A 13,448-nucleotide genomic window follows, 5' to 3' on the forward strand; every position below is an offset into this window, starting at 1 on the left:
TGCCATCGATACGTTAACTATCGTCCTGTTGACGAAGGAATTCCGCCAACAGCTTCTGCTCTTCTCCAGAAAGCGAGCGTCTTTCCAGAAGATCAGCGCGCCGTTTATAGGTCCTTCCAAGGGACTGCTGTAAACGCCAACGCCGGATATGCTCGTGATTACCACTGAGCAGCACATCAGGTACCCGCCGTCCCTCATACACCTCAGGTCGAGTGTAATGAGGACAATCGAGCAGACCGTCCGTAAACGAGTCCTGCTCGGCGGAATCTACATGCCCCAACGCTCCAGGCAGTAGCCTCGTCACCGCATCGATCAGGACCATTGCTGGCAGCTCGCCGCCAGACAGCACATAGTCACCAATCGACCATTCTTCATCAACGTGCGCTTCAATAAAGCGCTCGTCGATACCTTCGTAACGACCAGCGATCAGAATGAGGTGTTCTTCTTTCGCCAGCTCCTTTACCCCTTGCTGCGACAGCTGTCGCCCTTGAGGGGAAAGGTAAATTACTTTTACCGAGCCCTCAGCCTTGCTGCGTGCATCATTCAATGCCCGCTCCAATGGCTGAATTTTCATCACCATGCCGGGACCACCCCCAAAAGGACGATCATCAACAGTCTGATGCCGGTCTTCGGTATAGTCCCGCGGACTCAGGCAATTGAGTTGAAGTAACCCCTGCTTGACCGCACGACCGGTAATTCCGAAATCACGGACGGCTGTGAATACTTCAGGAAAGATACTGATGACGTCGACACGCATGATTTAAAAATCCGCGTCCCAGTCAACCCGCATCTCACCTGCCACTAGATCAATCGACTTGACGAATTGCTCCAGAACATAGGGCAACAAGCGTTCGCGATCGTCCAGACTGCCGACACATGGCTTTACCACCATGACATCGTTGGAACCAGTCTCAAGCAAATGATCCACCACGCCGAGCATCTGCCCTTCCTGGTTGATCACTTTCAGCCCTTCGAGCTGATACCAGTAGTAATCACCTTCGTTCAGGCCTGGAAGCTCATGGCGAGGCACACAAATTTCGAACCCTGAAAGGGCTCGCGCCTCTTCGCGATCATCCAGACCTTTAAGCTTGGCCGTCAGGACTTTGCCGTGAAGGCTGCCCTTTACCAAACTTATCTTGCGGATTTCGCCATCACGACGCAGGGTCCAATGACGATACTCCAGCAGATTGTCCAAGGGGTCGGTGAAGGAATAGACCTTCACTTCGCCACGCACGCCATACACCGAGACAATCTTACCGAGGACAACCAGGTCCTCTTCAGGCGCAGGCGTCTGACTCATAAATTTCAGGCAGTTGCCTTAGCAGAGTCCTTGAGCAGCTGAGCAACGCGCTCAGACGGCTGTGCACCGTGGCTCAGCCAGTAGCTAGCGCGCTCGGAGTCAACAGACAAACGGATTTCATTACCGGAAGCAACCGGATTGAAGAAGCCGATGCGCTCAACGAAACGACCATCACGGGCGTTACGGCTGTTAGTCACGGTCAGGTGATAGAAGGGGCGCTTCTTGGAGCCACCACGGGCAAGACGGATGGTTAACATGTGAACTTTGTTCCTGTAGTCGGTGCTTTACAAATGTTACGCACGCTGGGCCTCAGGCCCGAAAGGCCGCATATTCTAAGGATAATCCGAGCGATTGCAAACTCTTTTTCCCTATCGTATGCAGGGCTGATCGCCCAACGGCAGCAACCTGGGGATTTACAGCTTGGGCATTCCTCCTGGGAACATGCCACCCATGCCACGCATAAGCTTTGACAAGCCGCCTTTGGAGGTCACCTTTTTCATCATTTTCTGCATCTGCTTATGCTGTTTGATAAGGCGTCCTACATCTTGTACCTGGGTTCCGGAACCCATGGCGATTCGACGCTTGCGCGAGCCGCTGATTGTTTCAGGATCACGCCGCTCGGCAGGCGTCATGGAGTCGATAATGGCCTCCATTTGCTTAAACTGTTTTTCGGCTGCTCCCTGAGCATTTCCCATCTGGGATAAATTGACACCACCCATCATGGTAGGAAGCTTGTCCATAAGCGAGCCAAGGCCGCCCATACTCTTCATCTGGCGAAGCTGGTCACGGAAGTCTTCCAGATCGAACCCTTTGCCCTTCTTGAGCTTCTTGGCCAGCTTTTCGGCTTTTTCCTTATCCAGGTTCTGCTCGGCCTGCTCGATAAGGCTGAGCACATCGCCCATACCCAGAATACGGGAAGCAATACGATCAGGATGGAAAGGATCCAGCGCCTCGCTCTTTTCTCCCATACCCAGGAATTTGATCGGCTTGCCTGTAATGGCTCGCACGGACAATGCCGCACCGCCCCGGGCGTCACCGTCGACCTTGGTCAGCACGACGCCTGTCAAGGGAAGCGCGTCATTGAAGGCCTTGGCGGTATTAGCCGCGTCCTGACCCGTCATGGCATCCACAACAAACAGCGTTTCGGCAGGCTTGATTGCGGCATGAACCTGCTGGATTTCAGCCATCATTTCTGCATCGACATGCAAACGACCAGCGGTATCCACGATTACGACATCAATAAACTTGAGCTTGGCTTCACGCACAGCAGCTTCGGCGATCGCAACAGGCTTTTGGCTGATATCGGAGGGATAGAACGTAACGCCGACCTCATGAGCCAGGGTTTCCAACTGCTTGATCGCGGCAGGACGATAGACGTCAGCAGAGACAACAAGAACGCTTTTCTTCTTGCGTTCTTTCAGGAAGCGCGCCAGCTTGCCTGCTGTAGTGGTCTTACCTGCACCCTGCAGACCGGCCATGAGAATAACGGCCGGTGGAGAGACATTGAGAGCCAGATCTTCGTTTGCAGCCCCCATCAGCTCTTCGAGCTCGGCTCGAACGATTTTCACGAAGGCCTGGCCAGGAGTGAGGCTCTTAGAGACTTCAGTGCCTACGGCACGGTCCCTGACCTTATTGACGAAATCCTTGACGACCGGCAACGCCACGTCCGCCTCAAGGAGCGCCATGCGCACTTCACGCAGCGTGTCCTTGATGTTGTCTTCGGTCAATTTTGCCTTGCCAGTGATATGGCGAAGGCTCTGTGAAAGTCTATCTGTCAGGTTTTCAAACATGCAAATGCGTCCAAAACTGGCGGCAGGTTGTGAAGTATAACGAAGAGGACGTCGGCTGGCATCGTCTACAGTCTTCCTTGAACACTGGCATCTGTGCCAAACTCATCTGCTTTCGGCTCAGTGATTCAAGGATTTATGTCATCCCTGTTGCCCAGCCTGACGGCTGCCCTTCTCTATAGTGTCGCCACGGCCTATCAAAGTGTGTGTCTGACCACGCGCAAGCGTCCCAACAATACCCTTTTGGTCTCGTTGGGCGTAGTAGCGTTGCTCGCCCATGGCGCGGCCTTGTTCATTCAGCTGATTCTACCCAGCAGTCTTTCACTGGACTTTTTTGATGCGTCCAGCCTGATCGCGGCGGTAGCCATACTCCTGATTCTGCTCGGCTGCATCCGCATGCCGTTACAGACATTACTGGTACTGATTTATCCCTTAGGAGCCATTACGACGCTCCTAGCTGACGTGTTACCGTCGGGCACTGTTCAACCGATTGATATCACGCCGGGCATATTAACCCATGTCCTGCTCTCGATTGTTGCCTACGGTCTGTTAACACTGGCTGTTTTTCAATCGTTGCTGCTATTGATTCAGGACAGGCAGCTCAAGAACAAGCACCCATCGGGGCTGATCCGGAGCTTCCCCCCTCTGCAAACCATGGAAAGCCTGCTGTTTGGTTTTCTGTGGGCAGGTTGGGCTGTATTGTCCTTGTCCCTGATTTCCGGCTGGCTGTTTCTCGAAGACATGCTTGCCCAGCACCTAGTGCACAAGACGGTTCTGTCCTGTGTGGCGTGGGTCCTGTTTGGCGTCCTGCTGTGGGGGCGTCATCGCATGGGCTGGCGTGGACACAAGGCCATCCGTTGGACACTGGCCGGCTTCTGCCTGTTGATGCTCGCGTATTTCGGCAGCAAGCTGGTACGTGAATTCATCCTGCATATCTGAAGATCGCCTCATAGGCCCTTTGCCCTTCGCAAGCCTTGCCGTTTCCGGCAAGGCTTGTCCATAATCCAAAGGCTTACCCAGCTAAACGTCTCTCTCTGCGGTTACCCCCTCGCCGATAGAGCCGCGTCATAACAGGCTAACGATTCACATCCGCACCGGATGATTACGCACCTGTGCCCTACCCGGGCAAGCGTACGAGTCAGGCCATAAAAAACGACAGCGCCTGGGACATCCAATGACTGCTACTGCAACCTACGAGGCGGAACCTGTTTCGCCTGCCGCGCCTGCAAACTCTACAGCCCGTATCGCAACGGCAAGCTTTATCGGCACGGCTATCGAGTTTTACGATTTTTATGTCTACGCTACCGCCGCTGCACTCGTCATCGGCCCGGTGTTCTTTCCACAAACATCTGCGATTGCGCAAACACTCAGCGCATTCATCACCTTTGGCATCGCTTTCCTGGCCCGTCCTCTCGGCTCTGCACTGTTTGGCCATTTCGGCGATCGGATTGGTCGAAAATCCACTCTAGTGGCTTCGCTCCTCTTGATGGGTGTTTCGACCACGCTGATCGGCCTGCTCCCTGGCTATGCCAGCATAGGTGGCTGGGCCCCCGTGCTGTTGTGCGTTCTCAGATTCGCCCAAGGGCTTGGACTGGGCGGAGAATGGGGTGGCGCCGCGCTGCTGGCAACGGAAAATGCGCCGAAGAACAAGCGAGCCTGGTTTGGCATGTTCCCCCAACTGGGCCCGTCTATCGGCTTCCTTGCGGCTAACGGCTTGTTTCTCGCGCTGGCCGTGCTGCTATCGGACGAGCAATTCAAGGCCTGGGGCTGGCGAATTCCTTTCATCCTGAGCGCCGCCTTGGTAATGGTTGGCCTTTATGTCCGCCTCAAATTAAGTGAAACACCAGTATTTGCTAAAGCGATGGAGCGACACGAAAAGCTGCGTCTTCCATTAACCGAAGCAATTACCAAGCACTGGCATCCCATGCTGCTGGGCGCCTTATCCATGGTGGTGTGCTATGCGCTGTTCTATATCTCAACGGTGTTTTCGCTGAGCTATGGCGTTAAAACACTAGGGTTCAGCCGAGAGGGCTTTCTAGGGCTCCTGTGCTTTGCCGTTCTGTTCATGACTCTGGCTACACCTCTGTCGGCTTGGCTTGCCGACCGTTATGGCCGCAAACCAGTTCTAGCAATCAGTGCAGCAGCCGCCCTGCTGTCAGGCTTTGCCATGGAGCCGCTGCTTACCCATGGCTCAACAGGTAGCATTGCGCTTTTCCTAGCGCTGGAGCTGTTTCTCATGGGTATGACGTTCGCACCGATGGGCGCGCTGTTACCGGAGATTTTCCCCACCCACGTCAGGTATACCGGCGCCTCGGCCGCGTATAACCTTGGCGGCATCCTGGGTGCCTCGGTAGCGCCTTATATTGCGCAGAAGCTGGCCGATACCGGAGGCTTGAGCTGGGTAGGAGGTTATGTTTCCGCAGCGGCGCTAATCAGCTTGATTGCCGTACTGTGCCTTAAGGAAACACGAGATCGGGAATTGTAATCAAGCGGCAGCCCTGTGCAGGCAGGGCTGTCGTCCTGAAGGATTAAGGCGTTACGCTGATGGCTTGCGACGCCTTGGTCGCCTTTTCACGGGCCGCTTCCACCGACTCATCTCGAGCCAGTGCCACGCCCATTCGGCGCTGCCCTGCCACTTCAGGCTTGCCAAACAGGCGCAGGGCCGTATCCGGATCACTTAGCGCTGCACCTAGATTGCCGAAACTTGTCTGGGTAGATTGTCCTTCAACCAGCAGTACGGCAGAGGCTGATGGACCAAACTGGCGAATGACCGGTATCGGTAATCCCAGAATGGCACGGGCATGAAGGGCAAACTCAGAGAGATCCTGAGAAATCAGCGTTACTAAGCCTGTATCATGGGGACGTGGAGAGACTTCGCTGAACCACACCTGATCGCCTTTTACAAACAGCTCAACGCCAAACAGACCACGCCCGCCCAGCGCCTCGGTGACCGCCCTGGCAACACGCTCGGACTCAGCAAGTGCCTTGGGACTCATCGCTTGCGGCTGCCAGGACTCATGGTAATCACCTTTTACCTGACGATGACCAATAGGTTCGCAGAAGGATGTACCATTGACATGACGAACTGTCAGCAAGGTAATTTCATAATCAAAGTCGATAAAGCCTTCAACAATGACGCGTCCCTTACCCGCTCGTCCGCCCTCCTGAGCATAATCCCAGGCGGCCTGAATGTCTTCGCTGCACTTGATAACACTCTGCCCCTTGCCGGAGGAGCTCATGATCGGCTTCACGACACAAGGCATGCCTACAGATTCGACGGCAGCGGCATACTCTTCAAAGGTGTCCGCGAAGTGATACGGTGAAGTGGGCAAACCCAACTCCTCCGCAGCCAGACGGCGAATACCTTCGCGGTTCATGGTCAGCTGCGCAGCGCGTGCAGTAGGCACGACGGTATACCCTTCGCCCTCCAGCTCAACGAGGGTTGCCGTGGCAATTGCCTCGATCTCGGGCACGATGTAATGAGGTTTTTCCTGCTCGATGATCGCGCGAAGCGCGGCGCCATCCAGCATATTGATGACATGACTACGATGGGCTACCTGCATGGCCGGTGCATTGGCATAACGATCGACGGCAATGACCTCCACACCCAAACGCTGTAGCTCGATGACAACTTCTTTACCAAGCTCACCAGAGCCACATAACAGAACGCGAGTGGCGGTAGGTGACAATGGAGTTCCTATCTGGGTCATGCAGCATCCTCTGGTGTATACAGTCATGGGTTTAACCGGGCTGCCCCATAGCGACAACGCACTCGATCGCTATCTGAGGTGCCCTTAGAAATAGTGGCCAGCGGCGCAGGCACGTTCCTCACACAGCTGCAAGACCCTACGCCGCTCGGTGTTGGTCATGCGTCCCCATTGAGATATTTCTTGAGCGGTGCGCTGGCATCCTGTGCACATATCGGCCTCATCCAGCACACAGACTTGCACGCAGGGAGAGCGAACAGGCTTTTCGTTTTCATTCATGTCCAAGGCTGTCATCTCGTACAGGCAGCGGCCTGATAACGTATCGTTGGCATGAATTCTACTTGGCCTGATGGCAGAAGTGCATCAAAAGGCATCATTTCTCAACTGAATGAGGCGGCTCATGGAGCGAAATGCCGGCATCATAGAGCAGGTTGACCAGCTCCACGATAATGGCAGCCGTCAGGCCCCAGATCCGATACTCACCGTACTGATAACTTGGGATATAGGAACGTCGCCCTTGCTCATCGATCCTCAGCGTGACTTCTGGAGGCACTTCGCACAGAAAGCTGAGCGGAACCGTAAATACGGCTGCGATTTCAGCGTCGTTGGGCGTGTACTCCACGTAATCGGGAATAATGCCGACATAAGGCGTTACTTTGATCCCGTAATAAGAAATCAAGGGGCTCAACGGCCCTACTACTTCAACCAGCCCCGGCGGCAGACCAATCTCCTCATACGCCTCACGCAGCGCTGTATGAATAAGGTCCGGATCTTCCGGATCACGTCGCCCACCTGGTAATGCGACCTCTCCCCCATGCGTCGACAGATTGCTGGCGCGCAGCGTCAGAACCAGCTCAGGATCATCACCTCGAATAATAGGCAACAATACGGCGGCTTCGGGGTGTGTACGATCTGTCTCCAGGTGACGCGGTCGATAATGCCGCAATCGATGGAGCAACTCATCCACGATGCTTTCTCCACACGCTTACTCTTGAGGCATCATGGCATGGAATATCCAGCTTGCCCAACCCCTTGCTTGCAGCCTTAGCTCCTCGCAAGATGGCAGGACGACGAGGAGGCATCATGAAATTCTGTAACTATTGCGGCGGCACGCTAGTTCAGCGCGTTCCCGAGGGGGATACGCGCCCTCGCTACATCTGCACACAGTGCCACACGGTGCACTACCAGAACCCTCGCATTGTGGCGGGATGCCTGCCCGTCTGGGGAGATAAAGTACTTTTATGTCGCCGCGCCATTGAGCCTCGCCGCGGCTACTGGACACTCCCGGCCGGCTTCATGGAAAACGGCGAAACGATCGAACAGGCCGCCGCCCGTGAGACCTGGGAGGAAGCCTGCGCTAACGTCGGCAACCTCAAGCTCTATACCTTATTCGACCTGCCCCATATCAATCAGGTCTATATGCTTTTCCGCGGCGAGCTTGTCGGCGGGTCGTTTGGCATCGGTGAAGAAAGCCTGGAAACAGCCCTGTTTGACGAAGCAGATATCCCTTGGTCGTCACTCGCTTTTCCGACCATTGCGCGTACCCTAGAATGCTTTTTTGCTGATCGCCGAACCGGTCACTATTCAGTGCATCATGAAGGCATCGCACCCATGCTGGAACGCTAGCTCCAGCTGATATATACAGAGTGAACAGCAGCACGCCTTGGCTGCTTTCTGCAGTCGCTTAGCTAGGGATTATTTTTCAAATGCGCCGGATGTATTGGCTTACTGCTTTCTGTTGCCTGTTTTTCTCTACCCTCTGCCTTGCCAGCACGACAACAACACTTGATGGCCGGACAATCGACAAGGTGCTGGTCATAAAGTCGATAAACAAGCTTGAGCTGCTCAGCAAGGGCGAAACCATCAAGTCTTACCGGGTATCACTGGGCAAATTCCCCAAGGGGCCCAAGTTTCGCGAAGGGGATCAGCGCACGCCAGAAGGCTTCTACTGGATAGACTGGCGAAAGACGAGCGACAAGTTCAATCTGTCGATGCACATCTCATATCCCAATGCACAGGACCTGGCACGCGCAAAAGCAGCAGGCGTGCCACCGGGCAGCATGATCATGATTCACGGCACACCTATCGATGAAGAATACCCGGAGTGGTATTTTTCTTCGCTGAACTGGACGAATGGATGCATTGCGCTAACCAATGCAGATATGCGTGAAATCTGGACACTCGTCAAGGACGGTACGTTGATCGAGATACGCCCCTGAAGCTCCAGTACACACCTGAAGCACAGGAGTCACAACGTTCGGCCTTGACCTAGAATGACGCCAGCTGCCACACCTCATAGGCTGGCGTCTCATAGGGGTGGGCTTTGCGTAACGCCTCGACAGCCTGCTTTACATAGTCATCGGTCACGACCAGCTCTACTTTCCATTCTGCCACGCGCTCCAGCTCGCCAATCTTCCCTAGAAAAGGGTTGCTTCCAGCACAGGGGCGAAACTGCCCCTCTCCCAAGACCTGCCAGCAGCACGCCTCGTAATTACCGATGCGACCACCTCCTGCAGCAAATACCGCGTCCTTGACGGACTCCAGATGGCTGCCTGGCACATAGAAGCATAACTTGTACATAAATCCTCCAGATGCAAAAAGGCCGGTCATACCTGAAACAGTATGACCGGCCTTCTCGGACTTATCAGTCTACCCAGACACGCGCATTACGGAACATGCGCATCCAGCCGCCGTCCTCGCCCTGCCAATCACGTGGGATCCAGGAATTTTGAACTGCGCGGAAAACGCGTTCAGGGTGCGGCATCATGATGGTGACGCGACCATCACGGCTGGTCAGGCCCGTAATACCCAGCGGCGAGCCGTTGGGGTTGGCCGGATACGTCTCGGTGACACGCCCATGGTTGTCAACGAAGCGCAGCGAGACGGTGCCAGAGGCATCTGCTGCCTGCAGGGCCGCAGCGTCCCTAAACTCGGCATGGCCTTCACCGTGCGCAATAGCAATCGGCATGCGCGAGCCTGCCATGCCGGCAAAGAACAGGGATGGCGACTCCTGTACCTGTAGCATGGCAATACGCGCTTCGAACTGCTCTGAGCGGTTACGCACGAAGCGTGGCCAGAATTCACTGCCCGGAACAAGCTCGCGCAGGTTCGAGACCATCTGACAGCCGTTGCAGACGCCCAGCGTAAAGCTATCCGTACGCTCGAAGAATTGCTGGAACGCATCACGTGCACGGGCGTTGAACAGAATCGACTTGGCCCATCCCTCACCGGCACCCAAAACATCACCGTAGGAGAAACCGCCGCACGCAACGACACCCTTGAAGTCGTTCAAATCGACACGACCAGCAAGAATATCGCTCATGTGCACGTCTACCGAGGCAAAGCCGGCACGGTCAAACGCTGCAGCCATTTCGACCTGACCGTTAACGCCCTGCTCACGCAGAACCGCGACCTGAGGCCGTATACCTGTCTTGATATAAGGTGCAGCGATGTTTTCGTTCGGATCAAAGCTCAGCTTGGCAGACAGGCCCGGATTGTTCTCTTCGAGCAATGCGTCGTATTCCTGCTGAGCACAGTCAGCGTTGTCACGCAGTCGCTGGATCTGATAGCTGGTTTCGCTCCAGATACGCTGCAACGAGCGGCGCTCGGCCTTGAAGACGTTCTGCTCGTTATAGGTGATATTGACCTCGTAACCGTTTACCGGCTGGCCAATGACCGCCACGCAATCCTCAAGACCTGCAGCAGTGAACTGAGCCAGCACTTCGGATGTGAAATCCTGAGGCACCTGGATCACAGCACCCAATTCCTCGGCAAACAAGGCGCGGGTCAGTTCATCACGGGTAGCGGCCAAGGCATCCAGTTTCAGAGACAGGCCACAGTGACCGGCAAATGCCATCTCCGCGAGCGTCGTGATCAAGCCACCATCGGAACGGTCATGATAGGACAGGATGAGCCCGTCCTTATTGAGCCCCTGGATGACTGCAAAGAAGGCCTTGAGGTCCTCTGCATCATCCACATCAGGTGCCTTGTGGCCGATCTTGTTGTGAACCTGCGCCAGAATTGAACCACCCAGGCGGTTCTGGCCTCGGCCAAGGTCGATCAGGATCAAGTCCGTTTCGCCTTTATCCATGCGCAGCTCAGGCGTCAGGGTCTGACGAATATCCTGCACTGGAGCAAAGCCCGTCACGATCAACGACAGAGGCGACGTCACGCTTTTGTCTTGACCGTTTTCTTCCCAGCGGGTCTTCATGGACATGGAGTCCTTGCCCACGGGGATGGTAATACCCAAAGCCGGGCACAGCTCCATGCCCACTGCCTTTACCGTATCGTACAGGCGAGCGTCCTCACCCGGATGTCCGGCAGCTGCCATCCAGTTGGCGGAAAGCTTGATATCGCTGATTTTCTCGATACGCGCCGACGCCAGGTTGGTCAGTGTTTCACCTACCGCCATGCGGCCAGACGCTGCCGCATCCAGCAATGCCAAGGGCGTACGCTCGCCCATGGCCATTGCCTCGCCGGTATAGACGGTGTAGCTGGTCGCTGTAACTGCGCAGTCAGCCACTGGAACCTGCCAGGGACCAACCATTTGATCACGCGCAACCAGGCCGGTGATGGTCCGGTCACCGATGGTGATCAGAAAGCTCTTGCTGGCAACGGCTGGATGGCGAAGAACGAGCTCTACCGCCTCCTTGAGCTCCAAGCCGGCACCGTCAAAGTCATCACCCAGCGCTTCCTCGCGAGTAGCGGAGCGATGCATGCGCGGAGGCTTGCCCAGAAGAACTTCCAGTGGCATGTCGACCGCATTATTTTCAAAATGGCTGTCTGCCACCGTAAGACGGCGCTCCTCGGTAGCCTCGCCAACTACCGCGAACGGGCAGCGCTCGCGTTCGCAGATAGCCTTGAAGGTTTCAAAGTTCTCGGCGTCCACGGACAGCACATAGCGTTCTTGGGATTCGTTGCACCATATCTCGAGCGGGCTCATGCCGGGCTCGTCATTGGGTACGTTGCGCAGCTCAAAGCGACCGCCACGACCGGCATCGTTGACAAGCTCAGGGAAGGCATTGGATAGACCGCCTGCGCCTACGTCATGGATGAAGGTGATAGGATTCTTGTCCCCCATCTGCCAGCAGCGGTCGATCACTTCCTGGCAGCGGCGCTCCATCTCGGGGTTTTCACGCTGCACGGAAGCGAAGTCCAGGTCTGCCGAGCTGGAGCCAGTGGACATCGACGAGGCAGCGCCTCCACCCAGGCCGATCAACATGGCCGGGCCACCCAGGACAATCAGCTTGCCACCTATGGAGATATCACCTTTCTGGACATGGTCGGCACGGATGTTACCCATACCGCCCGCCAGCATGATCGGCTTGTGATAGCCCCGGACCTCTTCGCCACGTGGGGTTTCAACCGCCTGCTCGAAGGTACGGAAGTAACCTGCCAGTGCCGGGCGACCAAATTCGTTGTTGAACGCCGCACCGCCCAATGGCCCTTCGATCATGATATCGAGTGGTGTCACGATGCGTTCGGGCTTGCCGTATGGCTTTTCCCAAGGTTGCTCGAAACCTGGGATATTCAGGTTGGAAACCGTGAAACCGGTCAGACCTGCCTTGGGTTTTGCACCACGACCGGTCGCCCCCTCGTCTCGGATTTCGCCACCTGAGCCGGTAGAGGCGCCAGGGAATGGGGCAATTGCCGTCGGGTGGTTATGGGTTTCCACCTTCATCAGGATATGAATGGGCTCCTGATTGGCGCTGTACTGACGAGTCTGCGGGTCAGGATAGAAACGACCGGCAGTAAATCCCTCGATCACCGCAGCGTTATCCTTGTAGGCAGACAGGACGCCCTCACGGTGCATTTCATAGGTGTTCTTGATCATACCGAACAGGGATTTTTCCTGGCCTTCGCCATCGATATCCCAGCTGGCATTAAAGATCTTGTGACGGCAGTGCTCGGAGTTTGCCTGAGCAAACATCATAAGCTCGATGTCATGGGGGTTGCGACCCAGTCCCTGGAAACTTTTGACCAGGTAATCGATCTCGTCATCCGCCAGGGCAAGACCTAGTACGCTGTTGGCCTTTTCCAGCGCGGCACGGCCGCCATTCAGGATATCGATGACCGTCAGCGGCTTGGGCGTCGCATGACTGAACAGGGCTTCAGCCTCATCCAGACCTCCCAGTACGAGCTGGGTCATACGATCATGCAGGGTGGCAGCCACAGCCTGAACATCGGCATCGGACAGATCGCCAGCAATATAATAGGCGACACCCCGCTCGATGCGCTCGATCTTGGCCAGACCGCAATTATGGGCGATGTCAGTGGCCTTGCTGGACCACGGCGAAATCGTGCCAAAGCGCGGGACTACCAGGAACAGCCGGCCTACAGGCTCTTGTACCGGAACACTGGGTCCGTATTTGAGCAAGCGCTCAAGCACGTGCTCCTCTTCAGCGGTAAGCGTGCCGACCACCTCGGCAAAATGAGCGAACTCGGCATAAAGTCCGGAAACACCCGGCACTTTACGGGTCAGTTGGTCGAGCAGTTTGCCGTGACGAAACGAAGAAAGAGCGGGAGCGCCGCGCAAGATCAGCATCGTAGGACAGCCTCGGGGCTAGAGGAATTTCAGGGGCCGGTATTCTACCGCAAAGGACCCGGCGAGACACCTTTAGGCGACAAAGGTTTCGCTAATGCTGCGTCAAACCG

The 13,448-nt window shown here is 55.8% G+C and carries 13 protein-coding genes; 4 read left to right on the plus strand and 9 right to left on the minus strand.

Translation table 11 applies throughout. From position 1 onward, the window contains the following. Nucleotides 1-13: 13 nt before the first annotated feature. From trmD to ffh, 4 genes are all read right to left on the minus strand, one after another. Complete coding sequence (trmD, locus tag EAW52_RS15445) at nt 14-757, minus strand: tRNA (guanosine(37)-N1)-methyltransferase TrmD (protein ID WP_122043136.1); 744 nt, start codon at nt 755-757, stop codon at nt 14-16. A gap of 3 nt (nt 758-760) precedes the next feature. Beyond that, on the minus strand, nt 761-1,300 hold the full coding sequence (gene rimM / locus EAW52_RS15450; RefSeq protein WP_122043137.1) for a ribosome maturation factor RimM: 540 nt from the start codon (nt 1,298-1,300) through the stop codon (nt 761-763). A gap of 5 nt (nt 1,301-1,305) precedes the next feature. Further along, nucleotides 1,306-1,557 carry a 30S ribosomal protein S16 gene (gene rpsP, locus EAW52_RS15455; RefSeq protein ID WP_010797590.1) on the minus strand — a complete coding sequence of 84 codons (252 nt, stop codon included), beginning with the start codon at nt 1,555-1,557 and terminating at the stop codon, nt 1,306-1,308. Between the two features lie 156 nt (nt 1,558-1,713). Then, nucleotides 1,714-3,090 (minus strand): signal recognition particle protein, encoded by a 1,377-nt coding sequence (gene ffh / locus EAW52_RS15460; protein WP_010797589.1) that lies wholly within the window; start codon nt 3,088-3,090, stop codon nt 1,714-1,716. A gap of 135 nt (nt 3,091-3,225) precedes the next feature. Between ffh and EAW52_RS15465 the strand changes: the two genes are divergently transcribed. Both EAW52_RS15465 and EAW52_RS15470 read left to right on the plus strand, forming a co-directional pair. Further along, nucleotides 3,226-4,026, plus strand: a complete 801-nt coding sequence (locus tag EAW52_RS15465; RefSeq protein ID WP_010797588.1) for an inner membrane protein YpjD — start codon at nt 3,226-3,228, stop codon at nt 4,024-4,026. 235 nt (nt 4,027-4,261) lie between these two features. Further along, entirely contained in the window at nt 4,262-5,572 is a 1,311-nt protein-coding gene (locus tag EAW52_RS15470) for an MFS transporter (RefSeq protein ID WP_010797587.1), read from the plus strand. Between the two features lie 43 nt (nt 5,573-5,615). Here EAW52_RS15470 and purT read toward each other — a convergent pair whose 3' ends face one another. From purT to EAW52_RS15485, 3 genes are all read right to left on the minus strand, one after another. After that, nucleotides 5,616-6,797 (minus strand): formate-dependent phosphoribosylglycinamide formyltransferase, encoded by a 1,182-nt coding sequence (purT, locus tag EAW52_RS15475; protein ID WP_122043138.1) that lies wholly within the window; start codon nt 6,795-6,797, stop codon nt 5,616-5,618. A gap of 84 nt (nt 6,798-6,881) precedes the next feature. Then, on the minus strand, nt 6,882-7,073 hold the full coding sequence (locus EAW52_RS15480) for a DUF1289 domain-containing protein (RefSeq protein WP_073450372.1): 192 nt from the start codon (nt 7,071-7,073) through the stop codon (nt 6,882-6,884). Nucleotides 7,074-7,167: 94 nt separating this feature from the next. Continuing rightward, a complete protein-coding gene (locus EAW52_RS15485) occupies nt 7,168-7,764 on the minus strand; it encodes a CoA pyrophosphatase (RefSeq protein ID WP_074827631.1) in 597 nt (198 codons plus the stop codon). A 113-nt stretch (nt 7,765-7,877) separates the two neighbouring features. Between EAW52_RS15485 and EAW52_RS15490 the strand changes: the two genes are divergently transcribed. After that, complete coding sequence (locus tag EAW52_RS15490; RefSeq protein ID WP_122043139.1) at nt 7,878-8,420, plus strand: NUDIX hydrolase; 543 nt, start codon at nt 7,878-7,880, stop codon at nt 8,418-8,420. Between the two features lie 89 nt (nt 8,421-8,509). Beyond that, a complete protein-coding gene (locus EAW52_RS15495; protein ID WP_122044820.1) occupies nt 8,510-9,013 on the plus strand; it encodes a murein L,D-transpeptidase family protein in 504 nt (167 codons plus the stop codon). Between the two features lie 49 nt (nt 9,014-9,062). Here EAW52_RS15495 and EAW52_RS15500 read toward each other — a convergent pair whose 3' ends face one another. Together EAW52_RS15500 and purL are read right to left on the minus strand one after the other, a co-directional pair. Beyond that, a complete protein-coding gene (locus EAW52_RS15500) occupies nt 9,063-9,374 on the minus strand; it encodes a YqfO family protein (protein ID WP_122043140.1) in 312 nt (103 codons plus the stop codon). A 64-nt stretch (nt 9,375-9,438) separates the two neighbouring features. Continuing rightward, nucleotides 9,439-13,338 carry a phosphoribosylformylglycinamidine synthase gene (purL, locus tag EAW52_RS15505; protein ID WP_122043141.1) on the minus strand — a complete coding sequence of 1,300 codons (3,900 nt, stop codon included), beginning with the start codon at nt 13,336-13,338 and terminating at the stop codon, nt 9,439-9,441. Nucleotides 13,339-13,448 lie beyond the last annotated feature (110 nt).

Origin of the sequence: Pseudomonas sp. LTJR-52, assembly GCF_003691465.1 — a bacterium.
Taxonomy (GTDB): Bacteria; Pseudomonadota; Gammaproteobacteria; order Pseudomonadales; family Pseudomonadaceae; genus Chryseomonas; species Chryseomonas luteola.